Origin of the sequence: Mycobacterium sp. E1747 (assembly GCF_001667775.1) — a bacterium.
Classification (GTDB): domain Bacteria; phylum Actinomycetota; class Actinomycetes; order Mycobacteriales; family Mycobacteriaceae; genus Mycobacterium.
The window spans coordinates 22,786-38,010 of sequence record NZ_LZJI01000232.1 but is presented as its reverse complement, the minus strand read 5'-3'; the positions used below and the strand labels follow the sequence as shown (position 1 = coordinate 38,010).

At 67.9% G+C, this 15,225-nt stretch carries 14 protein-coding genes; 10 read left to right on the top strand and 4 right to left on the bottom strand.

Features of this window, described 5'->3' with window-relative positions; translation table 11 throughout:
- Positions 1 to 104: 104 nt before the first annotated feature.
- The 10 genes from A5695_RS25025 (at position 105) to A5695_RS24980 (ending at position 11,842) form a co-directional block, all read left to right on the top strand.
- A complete protein-coding gene (locus A5695_RS25025) occupies positions 105 to 2,228 on the top strand; it encodes a molybdopterin oxidoreductase family protein (RefSeq protein WP_068088907.1) in 2,124 nt (707 codons plus the stop codon).
- A complete protein-coding gene (locus A5695_RS29265) occupies positions 2,221 to 2,574 on the top strand; it encodes a molybdopterin oxidoreductase (protein ID WP_068088904.1) in 354 nt (117 codons plus the stop codon). Before A5695_RS25025 ends, A5695_RS29265 begins: the two co-directional genes overlap by 8 nt.
- Before the next feature lie 18 nt (positions 2,575 to 2,592).
- Entirely contained in the window at positions 2,593 to 5,106 is a 2,514-nt protein-coding gene (gene nirB / locus A5695_RS25015; RefSeq protein ID WP_068088900.1) for a nitrite reductase large subunit NirB, read from the top strand.
- A complete protein-coding gene (locus A5695_RS25010) occupies positions 5,103 to 5,426 on the top strand; it encodes a Rieske 2Fe-2S domain-containing protein (RefSeq protein ID WP_068088897.1) in 324 nt (107 codons plus the stop codon). The genes nirB and A5695_RS25010 overlap by 4 nt, the downstream gene beginning before the upstream one ends.
- Positions 5,427 to 5,618: 192 nt before the next feature.
- Positions 5,619 to 6,275 (top strand): SAM-dependent methyltransferase, encoded by a 657-nt coding sequence (locus tag A5695_RS25005; RefSeq protein ID WP_068088894.1) that lies wholly within the window; start codon positions 5,619 to 5,621, stop codon positions 6,273 to 6,275.
- Between the two features lie 201 nt (positions 6,276 to 6,476).
- Positions 6,477 to 7,658 (top strand): alpha/beta hydrolase, encoded by a 1,182-nt coding sequence (locus A5695_RS25000; protein ID WP_068088891.1) that lies wholly within the window; start codon positions 6,477 to 6,479, stop codon positions 7,656 to 7,658.
- 44 nt (positions 7,659 to 7,702) lie between these two features.
- Complete coding sequence (locus A5695_RS24995; protein ID WP_068088889.1) at positions 7,703 to 9,112, top strand: wax ester/triacylglycerol synthase family O-acyltransferase; 1,410 nt, start codon at positions 7,703 to 7,705, stop codon at positions 9,110 to 9,112.
- 106 nt (positions 9,113 to 9,218) lie between these two features.
- Positions 9,219 to 9,995: a crotonase/enoyl-CoA hydratase family protein gene (locus A5695_RS24990; RefSeq protein ID WP_068088884.1), complete on the top strand. Its 777-nt coding sequence runs from the start codon at positions 9,219 to 9,221 to the stop codon at positions 9,993 to 9,995.
- A 60-nt stretch (positions 9,996 to 10,055) separates the two neighbouring features.
- Positions 10,056 to 11,549 carry a class I adenylate-forming enzyme family protein gene (locus A5695_RS24985; protein WP_068088881.1) on the top strand — a complete coding sequence of 498 codons (1,494 nt, stop codon included), beginning with the start codon at positions 10,056 to 10,058 and terminating at the stop codon, positions 11,547 to 11,549.
- Positions 11,546 to 11,842, top strand: a complete 297-nt coding sequence (locus A5695_RS24980) for a hypothetical protein (protein WP_068088877.1) — start codon at positions 11,546 to 11,548, stop codon at positions 11,840 to 11,842. Before A5695_RS24985 ends, A5695_RS24980 begins: the two co-directional genes overlap by 4 nt.
- Positions 11,843 to 11,846: 4 nt before the next feature.
- Here A5695_RS24980 and A5695_RS24975 read toward each other — a convergent pair whose 3' ends face one another.
- The 4 genes from A5695_RS24975 to A5695_RS24965 form a co-directional block, all read right to left on the bottom strand.
- On the bottom strand, positions 11,847 to 12,413 hold the full coding sequence (locus A5695_RS24975; protein ID WP_068088979.1) for a TetR/AcrR family transcriptional regulator: 567 nt from the start codon (positions 12,411 to 12,413) through the stop codon (positions 11,847 to 11,849).
- Between the two features lie 89 nt (positions 12,414 to 12,502).
- Complete coding sequence (locus A5695_RS30085) at positions 12,503 to 12,634, bottom strand: hypothetical protein (protein WP_255398697.1); 132 nt, start codon at positions 12,632 to 12,634, stop codon at positions 12,503 to 12,505.
- Positions 12,635 to 12,910: 276 nt separating this feature from the next.
- A complete protein-coding gene (locus A5695_RS24970; RefSeq protein ID WP_068088874.1) occupies positions 12,911 to 14,380 on the bottom strand; it encodes an aldehyde dehydrogenase in 1,470 nt (489 codons plus the stop codon).
- A 96-nt stretch (positions 14,381 to 14,476) separates the two neighbouring features.
- On the bottom strand, positions 14,477 to 15,196 hold the full coding sequence (locus A5695_RS24965; RefSeq protein ID WP_156749835.1) for a class I SAM-dependent methyltransferase: 720 nt from the start codon (positions 15,194 to 15,196) through the stop codon (positions 14,477 to 14,479).
- Between the last annotated feature and the right edge of the window lie 29 nt (positions 15,197 to 15,225).

Sequence of the window (15,225 nt, the reverse complement as noted above, 5' to 3'; positions counted from 1 at the left end):
ACGTAGCTTCGGAACCGAAGAGCCGATCGGGAGGCGACATGGGAGGACGATTGAACGAGGCCGGCCGAATGCGCGCCGGCCCATCAGCTGAGCGGTGACCGACGATGGCGCCGGCGCCGACGAAAACCCATTGCCCGTATTGCTCATTGCAATGCGGTATCACGCTCGACGTTTCGGGGAGTCGTATCGAACTCGCTCCCCAAGGCGAGTTCCCCACCAACCGTGGCGGGCTGTGCGCCAAGGGCTGGACCGCGGCTGACCTGCTGGGACATCCGGAACGGCTGACCGGCCCGCAGGTCCGCGACGGACGCGGCTCACCGCTGCGACCGGCGACGTGGAACGAGGCCTTGGAACGGGTTGTGGCGGCGTTCCAGCGGGCGCAGCGCGACCACGGACCGGACGCTGTGGGCTGCTTCGGCGGCGGGGGATTGACCAACGAAAAGGCTTACCAGTTAGGCAAATTCGCGAGGATTGCGCTGCGAACTTCGGCGATCGACTACAACGGCCGGTTCTGCATGTCGTCGGCGGCCGCGGCGACAAACCGCTCGTTCGGTATCGACCGAGGGCTGCCGTTCCCGCTGGCCGATATCGCGCAGGCGGAAGTGATTCTGTTGGTCGGCAGCAACCCCGCCGAGACGATGCCCCCGGCGATGCAGTTCTTCGACGAGGGACGGGCCAGCGGTGCCAAGCACATCGTCGTCGACCCGCGGCGCACCGCGACCGCCGCACGCGCCGACCTGCACCTTCAACCGGTCCCCGGCACCGACCTCGCCCTGGCCAACGGCATGCTGAATGTGATTGCCCGCGAAGGCCTTATCGACGAGCGATATGTCAATGAGCGCACCGCGGGATTCGAGGCGGTGCGCAGGGCGGTCCGCCTCTACTGGCCGGACCGGGTGGAACGGATCACCGGTGTACCCGAGAACGACATCGTTACCGCGGCCCGCATGCTCGCCAAGGCCGATCGAGCGATGATCCTGACCGCCCGCGGTGCCGAGCAACACAGCACCGGCACCGACACGGTGCAGGCCTTCATCAACCTCGCGCTGGCGTTGGGGCTGCCGGGGCGCCCCTACAGCGGCTTCGCGACCATCACTGGCCAGGGCAACGGGCAGGGCGGTCGCGAACACGGGCAGAAATGTGACCAGCTACCGGGATATCGCAGACTCGACGACCCGATCGCTCGGAGCCACGTGGCACGGATATGGGGCATCAACCCGGCCGACCTTCCGTCGTCGGGCCGGTCGGCGTACGAGATGCTCAGCGCTATCGGGTCGGCCGGCGGGGTGCGCGCGCTGTGGGTGCTGGCGTCCAATATCGCGGTGTCGGCTCCAAACGCATTGCACGTGGGCGACAAGTTGAAGGACCTCGACTTCCTTGTGGTGTCCGACATCTTCCTCTCCGAGACCGCCGCCCTCGCAGATGTGGTACTGCCCACCACGCAATGGGCCGAGGAGTCGGGCACCATGACCAACCTGGAGGGCCGCGTGATCCTGCGCCGCGCGGCTGTCGCGCCGCCCGGCGACGTGCGCTCAGATCTTGACGTGATGGCTGATCTCGCCAAGCGCTTAGGTGCACAGGGCTTTTCGGCCGAGCCGCAGGAGGTGTTCGAGGAGCTGTCTCGGGCGAGCCAGGGTGGGAAGGCCGACTACCGCGGAATTAGTTACGAGCGAATTGCCGCCGCCGACGGGGTGTTCTGGCCGTGTCCGTCCGCGATGTACCCCGACACCCCGCGACTGTTCGTGGAGGACTTTCCGACGCCCGACCGGCGGGCACACTTCCACGCCACCGAACACCGCGCCGCCGCCGAATTGCCCGACGATCAATACCCGTACTACCTCACAACCGGCCGGGTGTTGCGGCACTACCAATCCGGCACCCAAACTCGCAGGGTCGCAAAGCTTTCCGAGGGCGCATCGGACCCGGTGGCCGAGCTGCACCCCACGCTGGCCCAGCGCGTCGGAGTCGGCGACGGCGACCAGGTCCGCCTGGCCACTCGCCGGGGCGAGGTCGTGATGACGGCCCGCCTGGACAGCGGCATCCGGCCCGACACCGTCTTCGCGCCGTTCCACTGGGGCGGCGCGTCGTGCATCAACCGGCTGACCAATCCCGCGTTGGACCAAACGTCACGGATGCCGTCGTTCAAGGTTTGTGCGGTCGCGGTATCCGCGGTCGCGACTCCGGTCAATCCGGGCACTTCAAAGGAGGGAGATTACCCGCATGGGTGACGAGAGCACGCCCCGATTCCTACAGGGGGCCTTCACGTTCAACGGCAAGGGCTACGATGCGCCCGCACTGCTCGACGCATCACTGCGCTACGTCGTGCCGGCCGGCGCGATCGCCCAGCCGGTCTATTTCCGCGGCGGCAACAGCACAGACGAGCTGATCACCATCGTGACGATGCGTGACGGCGCCCCGATGCGCTACTTCCCCATCGGTGCCAAAGATGCCGTCCACGTCCCCCTACGCGTGGTCGAGGACCTGCTCGCCGACACCGTCCTCGAGGTGTTCATCGCCGCGCCGGACGGACTGAGCGGCACGGTGTTCGTCGACATCGGCCTGGTCGAGATCTAGCCGCGCCGAGGATCATTCATGACCACACTCTCAGAACCCGAAACCAACGGTCACCGTCCGCAGGCACTGGCCTCCCTGGTGGTGGTCGGTAACGGCATGGCGGGCGCGCGTGCCCTCGAGGAAATCCTCGCCCGGGGCGGCAACGAGCGTTTCTCCATCACCGTGTTCGGCGACGAACCGTATGGCAACTACAACCGGATTCTGCTCTCCAACGTGTTGGCGGGTTCCGACGACGCGGGCGAGATCTACCTCAATCCGCTGGACTGGTACGCCGACAACGACATTGACCTGCGCGCGGCCGTGCGGGTGGTGCGCGTCGATCCCTTCGCGCATCTGGTGCATGCCGACGACGGCACCACCGTGCGCTACGACAAGCTGGTCCTGGCCACGGGCAGCCGGTCGTTCTTCCCGCCGGTGGACGGCATCTGGCTGGACAACAAGACGCTTGCCCCCGGCGTGTTCGGGTTCCGGACCCTCGACGACTGCCAAGCCATGATCGAATTCGCCGAAGGGCGAAGCCGCGCCGCCGTCATCGGGGGCGGGCTGCTGGGCCTGGAGGCCGCGCGCGGCCTGCAGAACCGGGGACTGCAGGTTGGTGTCGTGCAAGGCGGCGCGACGCTGATGAACGCGCAACTCGACGACCAGGGCAGTGGCATCCTGCGGCGCCTCGTCGAGGCGTTGGGCATCGAGGTGCACACCGGCAAGAGCACCACCCGGATGCTCACCGAGGGCGGGCTCCCGTCGGCGATCGAGTTCGACGACGGCAGCCGGCTGCCCTGCGACATGGTGGTGATGGCGGCCGGCATCCGGCCCAACGTCGGGCTGGCCGTGCGCGCTGGTTTGACGGTGGAACGCGCCATCGTCGTCGACGACCATATGCGATCGGTCGACGACGACGACATCTACGTGGTTGGCGAATGCGCGCAGCACCGCGGTCAGGTCTACGGCCTGGTCGCGCCGCTGTGGGAGCAGGCCACTGTGCTTGCCGACCACCTCACCGGCGCTAATCCCCGTGCGGCATACCATGGTTCGCGCACCGCCACCAAGCTCAAGGTCGCCGGGGTGGACGTGGCGGCGATGGGCATCAAGAGCCCCGAACGCGACGACGACGAGTTCGTGCAGTATTCCGAGCCAAGGCGTGGGGTCTACAAGACCGTGGTGGTCCGTGACGACAAGCTGGTGGGTGCCACGCTGGTTGGCGACGTCAGCAAGGTGGCGTTTCTGATGCAGGCCTTCGACCGCGGCCTACCGCTGCCGCCCGAGCGGGTATCGCTGATGTTCGACATCGGCGGCGCGCCCGACGCCGCTACCGGGGCCGCCGAATTGTCCGACGACGCGCAGGTGTGCAACTGCAATGGCGTGAACAAGGCCGCGATCGTGCGGTGCGTCAAGGATGGGCAAACGTCAGTCGAGGGCGTGATGTCGGCTACTCGGGCCGGCAAGGGATGCGGCTCCTGCAAGGGCCTGGTCGGCCAGATCGTCGAGTGGGCCGCGGATGGAGCCGTTTCGCAAGACGACGCGGCGAACTGGTACGTGCCTGCAATCCCTTACGAGAAGCCCGAGCTGATGCGCCGGATCCGTGAGCTCGAGCTGCACTCGGTGTCCTCCGTGTTCGCCGCGCTGGCGCCGGAAGGCCGCGAGGACGCCGGGTCCAAGATGGCGCTTTCTTCGCTGCTGCACATGATGTGGGGCGACGAATTCGTCGACGAACGCGATGGCCGGTTCATCAATGACCGGGTGCACGGCAACATTCAACGCGACGGAACTTTTTCGGTGGTGCCCCAGCTCAAGGGCGGGGTAACCAGCTCCGAGCAGCTGCGCAAGATCGCCGACGTCGCCGACAAGTATCGGATCCCGATGATCAAACTCACCGGCGGCCAGCGTATCGATCTGCTGGGTGTGCGCAAGGAGGACCTGCCTGCGGTCTGGGCCGACCTCGGGATGCCGTCCGGCTACGCCTACGGCAAGAGCTTCCGTACCGTGAAAACCTGTGTGGGAAGCGACTTCTGCCGTTACGGGCTGGGTGATTCGACGGCGTTGGGGATCGCGATCGAGGAGCGCTTCCAAGGCATCCCCAGTCCCGGCAAGATGAAGTTGGCGGTGACCGGCTGCCCGCGCAACTGCGCCGAAGCGCTGTGCAAGGACGTCGGCGTGGTCGCGATCGAAGGCGGGCAGTGGCAGATTTACGTCGGCGGTGCGGCCGGCGCGCACGTCCGCAAAGGGGACCTGCTGACCACCGTCGACACCCCGGACGAGGTCATCACTCTGACGGGCCGCTTCCTGCAGTACTACCGCGAGAACGCCAACTGGCTGGAGCGCACCTACGACTTCGTGCCCCGGGTCGGCATCGACCGGATTCGCGAGATCGTCGTCTCCGACAGCGACGGCATCGCGGCCGACCTGGATGCGAACATGCAGAAGTCGGTCGATTCCTACCGCGATCCGTGGGGCGAGAGCCGAGACCGGGTGATTCCCGGCCAATTCCGTTCGTCGCTGCCGTTGGTCCCGCTGCCACAGGTGCCGGTGCGATGAGTGAGGTCAACCTGGGGTCGGTGGACCAGATACCGGTGGGCGAGGGCCGGACCTTCGTCGTCGACGGCCGGCAGATCGCGGTTTTCCGGTTGCGGGACGGCTCGCTGCGCGCGCTGGACGCCGTGTGCCCGCACCGCGGCGGCCCGCTGGCCGACGGGCTCGCCGACGCCCATGTCGTCATCTGCCCGCTGCACGGCTTCACCTACGACCTGTCGTCGGGGTGCGAGGTCGCCAACGGCGGGGAACCGGTCACCGCCTATCCCGTCCACGCCGACGACGGGATGGTGCACTTGTCCGTCTCCGGCAAAGTTCACGCTTGATTGCTGAACCGTTCCGCTCCCTGACGCGTACACCAAAGGCGGTGGATTAGCCGAACGAAGATCGGGGTATCGGTGGAATGCTGGCGAGCGCGGCACGCGTCAGCGTGCAGGCTGTTGCTGGTGCGTCGTCGCAACGTCCCTTACCGGGACCGAGCATGGGTCGCCCGGTCGGGCAGGACGCGAGGGACGTGAATGCTGGGTCATCTCTACGATCAGGCACTCGGCGGCGAGCGATGTTGGATTCGTCACGACGACGGGGAACTGCGGCCACTTCCGGCGCACCGCTGGTTGGGGGTGCGATGTCCCGACGATGTATGTCCCGGTGATGGATCTGAGGACGCCTTCGACGAAGCCGTCACCCAGATGTGCACCGGGCCGACAATCGAATTGGGTTGCGGCCCTGGCCGATTAGTGGCGCGACTGATTCAGCGGGGGATACCGGCCCTGGGCATCGACCGCTCCGTGACGGCGATCCGGCTGGCGGGCCGCGGCGGCGCACCGGCCCTGTTGGGGGACGTGTTCGACCCGCTGCCCGGCATGGGGCTTTGGCAGACGGTGTTGCTGGTCGACGGCAACGTCGGCCTTGGCGGGGACCCGTGCCGCATCCTGGGACGGGCGGCCGAGCTGCTGGCGCGGGGTGGGCGGTGCGTCGCCGAATTCGACGCCGAGAACATCGGGATCCGGGCGCGCTGGGTTCGGCTGGAGTCCGCGTGCGAGGTCGGCCCCTGGTTTCGGTGGGCGTCGGTGGGCGTGGACAGCGCCGCGGCGCTGGCCGCGCAGGTTGGCCTGACGTTGACCGGTTTCCGGCTGATCGGCGGTCGCGTAATCGCGTGCCTGGCCGCCATGTGAGCGTGTCGCGGCCGGCCTCATCGCCTTTTCAGTGGCTTTTCAGTGGCAATCGCCGCCGCCGCCCGCGCCACGCGGAACCCGCACACGGGCAACCACGGCGCGGGGGCCTTCCCGGCGTCGGATGATGGGTCTACGCAAACGTCAGTTTCGGACCTGGCGCCGGGGGTACGCTGCCCTGACACGACGGCAAGGAGGCCGAGCATGACATCGTGCGCGAAATGGTTGCTGCGGGCGCGTCCCGGTGACTACGCGCTGGCCCTGAGCGTCGCGGGTGCTTCGCTGCCGGTCGTCGGCAAGCACCTCGAGCCCCTGGGCGGCCTCACCGCGATGGGCATCTGGGGCGCCCGGCACGCCCCCGACTTCCTGTCCGGGCTGACCAAGCCGCGGCAGGCGAAGGAAGCCGCCGAATCGCTCCGCCGCGACAACGTCAGCATTCAGGACGTATCCGTCGCGGCCCTGCGGGGCATCGTGTCGGCCGCCGACCTGGAGCTGGAATGGCCTGCGGCGGTGCGGACGCCGCCGATTTGGGACGCGATGCGTCAGCGCCGCTACCTCCACCGTCGTGCGGTCCACTACGGCGACCACCCCGCGCAGGTGCTCGACGTCTGGCGCCGCAAGGACCTGCCCGCGCAGCCCGCGCCGGTGCTGATCTTCGTCCCAGGCGGTGCCTGGGTGCACGGCAAGGCGATGGGTCAGGGCTCGGCACTGATGTCCCGGTTGGCCGAGCAGGGTTGGGTGTGCCTGGCGATCGACTACCGCGTCGCCCCGCACCACCGCTGGCCGCGGCACATCGTCGACGTCAAGACGGCCATTGCGTGGGCGCGTGCCAACGTCGACAAGTTCGGTGGCGACCGGGATTTCGTCGCGGTGGCGGGTTGTTCGGCCGGCGGCCACCTGTCCGCACTGGCGGGGCTCACCCCCGACGACCCGCAGTACCATGCGAAGCTGCCCGAAGGGGCCAACACCTCGGTGGACGCCGTCGTCGGCATCTACGGTCGCTACGACTGGGAGGACAGATCAACCCCCGAGCGCGACCGGTTCGTCGACTTCCTGGAGCGGGTAGTGGTGAAGCGCAGAATGGACCGCCACCCCCAGGTGTTCCGCGACGCGTCGCCGATGGCGCGCGTGCATCGAAATGCGCCGCCATTCTTGGTGATTCACGGCAGCAAGGACAGCGTCATTCCCGTCGAACAGGCGCGCAGCTTCGTGGACCGGATGCGGGCGGTGTCGCATTCGATGGTGGGCTACCTGGAGCTGCCCGGCGCGGGCCACGGCTACGACCTCATCGATGGGGAACGGGCGGGCGCCGCGGCGCACGCGACTTCGCTGTTCCTCAACCAGGTTTACCGCACCAAAACCAACGCGGCCAAAGAGGTTATCTGAACCGCCGACGCTGAGTATGGTCCCTTTATGGGTAAGGGGCAGGGGTGAAACGGCTCAGCGGGTGGGACGCGGTGCTGCTGTACAGCGAGACGCCGAACGTGCACATGCACACGATCAAAGCCGCTGTGGTCGAACTCGATACCGATCGGCATGACTTCGACATCGACGCGTTCCGCGAAGTCATCCGTGGGCGCCTGAAGAAGCTCGAGCCGTTCTGCTATCAACTGGTGGAGATCCCGTTCCAGCTGCACCATCCGATGTGGCGGGAAAACTGCGAGGTCGACCTCTCCTATCACATCCGGCCGATGCGGCTGCCCGAGCCGGGCGGCCGGCGCGAGCTGGACGAGGCCATCGGCCGCATCGCCAGCACGCCGCTGGACCGCAGCCGCCCGCTGTGGGAGATGTACTTCATCGAGGGTCTGGCCAACAACCGGATCGCGGTGGTCGGCAAGATTCACCACGCGCTCGCCGACGGCGTCGCCTCGGCCAACCTGCTGGCCCGCGGCATGGATCTGCAGCGCGGGCCGGAGGGCGGCGCGTACGTGTGCGACCCGCCTCCGACGGTGCGCCAGCTGATGAGTTCGGCCTTCGCCGACCACCTGCGCCACGTCGGGCGGATCCCGGCGACCATCCGCTACACCGCCCAGGGCCTCGGCCGGGTCCGGCGCAGCTCCCGCAAATTGTCCCCGGAGCTGAGCCGGCCATTCGAGCCACCGCCGACCTTCATCAACCACAAGATCACCCCCGAGCGCCGGTTCGCCACCGCCACGCTGTCGCTCGCCGACGTCAAGGAGACCGGTAAGCGCCTCGGGGCGACCATCAACGACATGGTGCTCGCCATGTCGGCCGGGGCGCTTCGGACGTTGCTGTTGCGCTACGACGGCAAGGCCGAACCGCTGCTGGCGTCGGTGCCGATGAGCTTCGACTTCTCGCCGGAGCGGATCTCCGGCAATCGCTTCACCGGTGTGCTGGTGGGCCTGCCGACCGATTCCGACGATCCGCTGGAGCGGGTGCGGTGCAGCCACGAGAACGCGATCGCCGCCAAGGAAAGCAACCAGCTGATGGGGCCGGAGCTGGTCAGCCGCTGGGCGGCCTACATGCCGCCCGCTCCCACCCAGGCCTTCTTCCGGTGGGCGTCCGGCCGCGACGGGCACAACAAGCTCCTCAACCTGAACATCTCCAACGTGCCCGGTCCTCGTGAGCGGGGACGGGTGGGCGGGGCGCTGGTCACCGAGATCTACTCGGTAGGCCCGTTGACCGCCGGCAGCGGCCTGAACATCACGGTGTGGAGCTACGTGGACCAGCTCAACATCTCGGTGCTGTCCGACGGGGCCACGCTCAAGGACCCGCACGAGGTGACCGAGGCCATGGTCGTGGACTTCATCGAAATACGCAGGGCCGCAGGGCTTTCCGAAGAGCTGACGGTCGTCGAGGCCGCGATGGCGCCAGCTTGAAGGCCTGCTGGAAACGGGACTCTCGACTCGCGCCAATGCCATTTCCGCCGACAGTTACGATCTTCTCGGATAAGCAGCGACCCCTACCCGAAGGAGCTGTGCGGCCGTGAGCGAAGAAGTCAGCGAACCCGAAGTCCTGGTCGAACAACGGGACCGGATCCTGATCATCACGATCAACCGGCCCAGGGCCAAGAACGCGGTCAACGCCGCGGTGGCCAACGGCCTGGCCGAGGCCGTCGACCGGCTGGACGGCGACACCGGCCTTTCGGTGGGCATCCTGACCGGCGCCGGCGGATCGTTCTGCGCGGGCATGGACCTCAAGGCCTTTGCACGCGGCGAGCTGCCCATCGTCAAGGGCCGCGGCATGGGCTTCACCGAGCGTCCACCCGCCAAGCCGCTGATCGCGGCCGTCGAGGGCTACGCCCTGGCCGGCGGCACCGAGTTGGCCCTGGCCACCGATCTGATCGTCGCTTCGAAGGATTCGGCCTTCGGCATCCCGGAGGTCAAGCGCGGGCTGGTCGCCGGTGGCGGCGGCCTGCTGCGGCTGCCGCAGCGCATCCCCTCGGCCATCGCCATGGAGCTCGCGCTGACCGGGGACAACCTGCCGGCCGAGCGTGCCCACACCCTGGGGCTGGTCAACGTGCTGGCCGAGCCGGGCAAGGCGCTCGACGAGGCGATCACCCTGGCCGAGAAGATCGCCGCCAACGGCCCGCTGGCGGTGGCCGCCACCAAGCGGATCATCGTCGAGTCTCGCGGCTGGAGCCCCCAGAACATGTTCACCGAGCAGAACAAGCTGCTGGCGCCGGTCTTCGCGTCCAACGACGCCAAAGAGGGCGCGATCGCGTTCGCCGAGAAGCGCCCGCCGCACTGGACGGGCACGTAAGCGCCCGGGTTACACTATGGCTTAGTTTTGTAAACCGTCGGGGAACCGGAAAGATCGAGGATGAGCATTTCGCTGCTGCTCGAGATGGCCGCGTCGAGCAATCCGGACCGCACGGCGGTGGTCTCCGGGGGCCTGCGGCTGACGACGCAGCAGCTCAGCGATCTGGCGGACGGCGGCGCCGGCGTGATCGCGAGATCGGGCGCCAAGCACGTCGCGTACGTGGGCACCGGCGGCGCCATGCTGCCGGTGCTCATCTTCGCCGCCGCGCGGGCCGGGCTGCCCTTCACCCCGATCAACTACCGGTTGTCCGCCGACGGCATCCACGCGCTGATCGAGCGCCTGCCCGAGCCTCTGGTGATCGTCGACGGCCACCACCGGGAGCTGGTCGGCGAGGTTGCCGGCCGGCTGTTGACCACCGACGGCTTCCTGGCGTCCGCGCGGCAAAGCGAGCCCGCGGCGGAATTTCCCGACCCGGACTCGGTCGCGATCGTGCTGTTCACCTCGGGCACCACCTCGCAACCCAAGGCCGTCGAACTGTCGCACAACAACCTGACCAGCTACGTGACCGGCACGGTGGAGTTCGAATCGGCCGCCGAGACCGACGCCGCGTTGATCTGCGTGCCGCCGTATCACATCGCCGGGGTGGGCGCCGCCCTGTCCAACCTGTATGCCGGCCGCAAGATGGTCTACCTGCCGAATTTCGATGCGCAGGAATGGGTTCGGCTGATCAACGCGGAGAACGTGACCACCGCGACCGTGGTGCCCACCATGCTGGACCGCATCGTCGCCGCCCTGGAGACCGACGGCCATGAGCTGCCGTCGCTGCGCAACCTGGCGTACGGAGGTTCCAAGGTGGGGCTGCCGCTGGTCCGCCGGGCTCTCGAACTGCTGCCCGCCGTGGGCTTCGTCAACGCCTACGGCCTGACCGAGACGAGCTCGACGATCGCGGTGCTGACCCCCGACGACCACCGGGCGGCGCAGGACGCGGAGGCGCCCCAGGTCGCCAGGCGGCTGGCGTCGGTCGGCCAGCCGGTACCCGGCGTCGAGATCGAGATTCGCGACGAGGACGGGAACGTGCTCGGACCCGGTGAAACCGGCGAGCTGTTCGTCCGCGGCGAGCAGGTTTCCGGGCGCTACACCGGGATCGGCTCGGTGCTCGACGAAAAGGGTTGGTTCCCAACCAAAGACCTCGCCATGGTGGACGAGGACGGCTATCTTTACATCGGCGGACGCAGCGACGACACCATCATTCGCGGCGGTGAGAACATCGCGCCCGCCGAGCTGGAAGAGGTGCTGGTCGAGCACCCGCACGTCCGGGACGTCGCCGTGGTCGGCGTGGAGGATCCGCAGTGGGGCCAGGCGATCGTCGCGGTGGTGGTGCCCCGCCCCGGTGCCGAACCGGATCCCGAGGATTTGCGCGAGCACGTCCGAAAGAGCTTACGCGGATCGCGAACCCCGGACCGGGTGGTGTTTCGCGACGAGCTGCCCACGACCGCCACCGGCAAGGTTCTTCGCCGGGAGATCATCGAGATGCTAGAAGGGCTACGCGCATGATCAAGAACGGAACCCGCCTGGCCAGCCAGGTGTGTGACACGCAGGTGATCGTCGTCAGGAGCGCCGACAGCCTCGACGACTTGCGTTGTGGCGGTGCGCCGATGGTGCCGATCGGCGCCGAGCGCTCCGGCGAGCTGGACCCGGCTTTCGCCGACGGGAGCGTGATGGGCAAACGCTACGTCGATGAGACCGGCGCCGAAGTGCTGGTGACCAAGCCGGGCGCAGGGAGCCTGAGCGTCGGCCAAACCGCCCTACAGCTCAAGGAAGTCAAGCCGCTGCCGGCCAGCGACTGAGCGGTCACTCCGCGAGATTGTTGCGCAACACGAATTCCTTTGCCTTGATGAGGAATTCGAGCTGCTCGCCCACCTGGCGCAGTGGATCGATGCTGCCGGTCGAGCGGGACAGCACGATGGCGCCCTCCAGCGAGGCGATCGACATCACCGCAAGCGAGGCGGCGCACGGCTCGTCGAAGCCGTCGTGGGTGAACGCTCGGGTCAGCGCGGCGCACCAGCGGCCCAGGATGGCGGCGGCCTCGGCGGAAAGCGTCGCGTCGTCGGCGTCCGAGCCGATCGCCGCGGCCGCCACCGGGCAGCCGGCGGTGAAGCCGCCCTCGGTCAGCAGGCGCTCCCAGAAGTCGACGAACCTGCCCAGCAACACGCGGGCGCCCTGCTCGGCGGCGTCATCGATCATCGCGGTGATCGACTCCCCGGAGTAGCGCAGCGCCTCGATCAGGATCTGATTGCGGCCGTGGGGGAAGTGGTAGTAGACGGAGCCGCGTGGCGCGCCGCTGCGGGCGAGCACCGCGTCGATGGTCACTCCCGCGGCGCCCCGCTCACGCATCACCTCGGCGGCGCTGGCCAACATCTTCTTGCGCGTGCCACCGCGCTTCGTCGGGGTCAGGTCCTGCACTGATTCGCTCGTGGTCGCCACTCTCGTGCCTCCCGTGGCCAAGGTCATGCAGCGTGTGAATGCCGCAGTACCGGCCAGTGCATGCCGCGCGGGCTGAAGCGGAAATTCCGGTGCTTCAGGTCGGGCATCTCGCGGACGAATTGATAGCCGCCGATGTTCAGCTCGATGATCCACATGATTCTCTCCCGGCCTAAGCGCCGACCATGATTATGCTGAGAATCATATAAGACAGCGGTCTAGTAAGCAAGTTTCATTTCCTATATAAAGCCAGACGCACCGGAAACGTCGGAGAGGCGTGTCCGAGTGCGTGATTGACGGATACGTCACAGCCGCGTTTCTATGCCTTATTGCATAATTCACGGTCCGGTTGCGCGCGGGATGCGCCGTGTTAGCACAACGCCGACCGCGCACTCACCGCTGGTCGCGGGAGTGCGCGGTCGGCGAGCGGGGCGTCAGCCCTCGATGGTGTGGCCCATCGGCATGAGCACGCTCTTCTGCTGGGTGAAGTGCTCCACGCCTTCGGGGCCGTTCTCGCGGCCGATGCCGGAGTTCTTGTAGCCACCGAACGGGCAACACGGATCGAATGCGTACCAGTTGATCCCGTACGTCCCGGTGCGGATCTTCTCCGAGACCGCGATGCCGCGCTCGATATCGGTGGTCCACACGCTGCCGGCCAGGCCGTACACCGAGTCGTTGGCGATCTTGATCGCGTCCTCCTCGGTGTCGTAGGGGATGATGCTGAGCACGGGCCCGAAGATCTCCTCCTGGGCGATCGTCATCTTGTTGTCGACGTCGGCGAAGACGGTGGGCTGCACGAAGAAGCCGCTGTCCAGGCCCTCGGGACGGCCTCCGCCGCAGACCAGCCGCGCGCCCTCCTCGATGCCCTTGGCGATGTAGCCCTCGACCCGGGCGCGCTGTTTCTCGGAGATCAGCGAACCGACCTGGGCGGCCGGGTCCGTCGGTAGGCCCACCGGCAGCGTCTGCACGAAAGTGCTTATAGCGTCCACGATTTCGTCATACCGCGAACGCGGCGCCAGGATGCGAGTCTGGGCCACGCAGGCCTGGCCGGTGTTCATGATCCCGGAGAACACCAGCATCGGGATGGCGGAGGGCAGGTCGACGTCGTCGAGGACGATGGCCGCCGACTTGCCGCCGAGTTCCAGGGTGCACGGTTTGAGCATCTCCGCGGCGCGCCGGCCGATCTCCTTGCCGACGGCCGAGCTGCCGGTGAAGGAAAACAGGTCGACGTTCGGGTTGGAGGTCAGTGCCTGCCCGGTCTCGATTCCGCCCGGCACCACCGACAGCACACCCTCGGGTAGCCCGGCCTCGGCGAAGGCCTCCGCCAAAGCGTTTGCGCTCAGCGGGGTTTCGGCGGCCGGCTTGAGCACCACGGTGCAGCCGGCCAGCAGCGCCGGGCCCAGCTTGTTGACGGCCAGGAACAGCGGCACGTTCCACGCGACGATCGCGCCCACCACGCCGATAGGCTCGCGGTGCACGATGCTCTGCCCGTAGCCGCCAGTGCGGATCTCTTTCCACTTGACCTGGTCGGCGGCGGGACCGGCGAAGAAGTTCAGCGCCCCGATCGAGCTCATCCAGTGCATCGTCTCGACGCCCATCGGCGGCTGGCCGGTCTCGGCCGCCAGCAGCTGGGTGAACTGGTCCTTGCGCTCCTCCATCAGCTTGAGCGCGTTGGCGATCACTGCGGCCCGCTCCTTGGGCGGCGTCGTGGGCCAGGGGCCGTTATCGAAGGCGGCGCGGGCCGCGGCCACCGCGGCGTCGACATCGGCGGCGGCGGCCAGCGGCACCTTGCCGACGTACTCGCCGGTGGCCGGGCAACGGACCTCGATCACCTCGTCGGTCGACGGCTCAGTCCACTTGCCGCCGATGAAAAGCTTGTCGTATTCGGTCTTAACGTCGGCCATCTGCGCCGCTCCTCCTCGTTGCCTCCGCGCTGCATCGTCGCCGGCGCGCATGGGCGCCACCCTACCCAAGCCGCCGCGAAACGAGAACACGTTTCACTATTGGGGTTGTAGCAGCAACACCAGATTGCTCACCAGGAACTCCCGCAGCAGCGGCACCGAGGTCAGCCACCATGCCCATCGGGGGTGGTAGCGGGGAAATGCGGCCACCGCCGAACCGGTGCTGGCGGCCCACGTCAGGCCGTCGGCGGCGGACACCGCGAACAACGACGACCCGTAGTTGTTCTTGGCCGGATGCCCGTGTTTGCGGGCGTAGCGCTTGGCTGCGCGCGCCCCGCCGAGGTAGTGGGTCAGGCCCATCTCGTGTCCACCGAACGGGCCCAGCCAGACGGTATAGGAGAGCACGACCAGCCCCCCGGGCTTGGTCACCCGCAGCATTTCGGCGCCGAGCCGCCACGGCCGCGGCACGTGTTCGGCGACGTTGGACGACAGGCAGATGTCCACCGAGTCGTCGGCGAACGGCAGGGCCATGCCGGAGGCGCGCACGAAGTTGCCGGCGCCCGCGGCGGGCGCGGGCCCCGCCGCGTGCATCTCCCTCGGGTCGGGCTCGACGCCCAGGTAGCGGATTCCGGCGTCGGCGAACGCGGCCGAGAAGTAACCGGGCCCGCCGCCGACGTCGAGCAGGCTACGGCCGGCCGGGAGCTCGCCGTGCGTGGCCTGCCACAGATCACTCACCATCGCGGCCGTGTCCGCCGCGAGCGCGCCGTAGAACCGGGCCGGATCCGACTGCTCGAAGCGGAACTCGGACAGCAGCCGCATCGCGCGGCCCAGGGTCGCCCGCCGCGCGA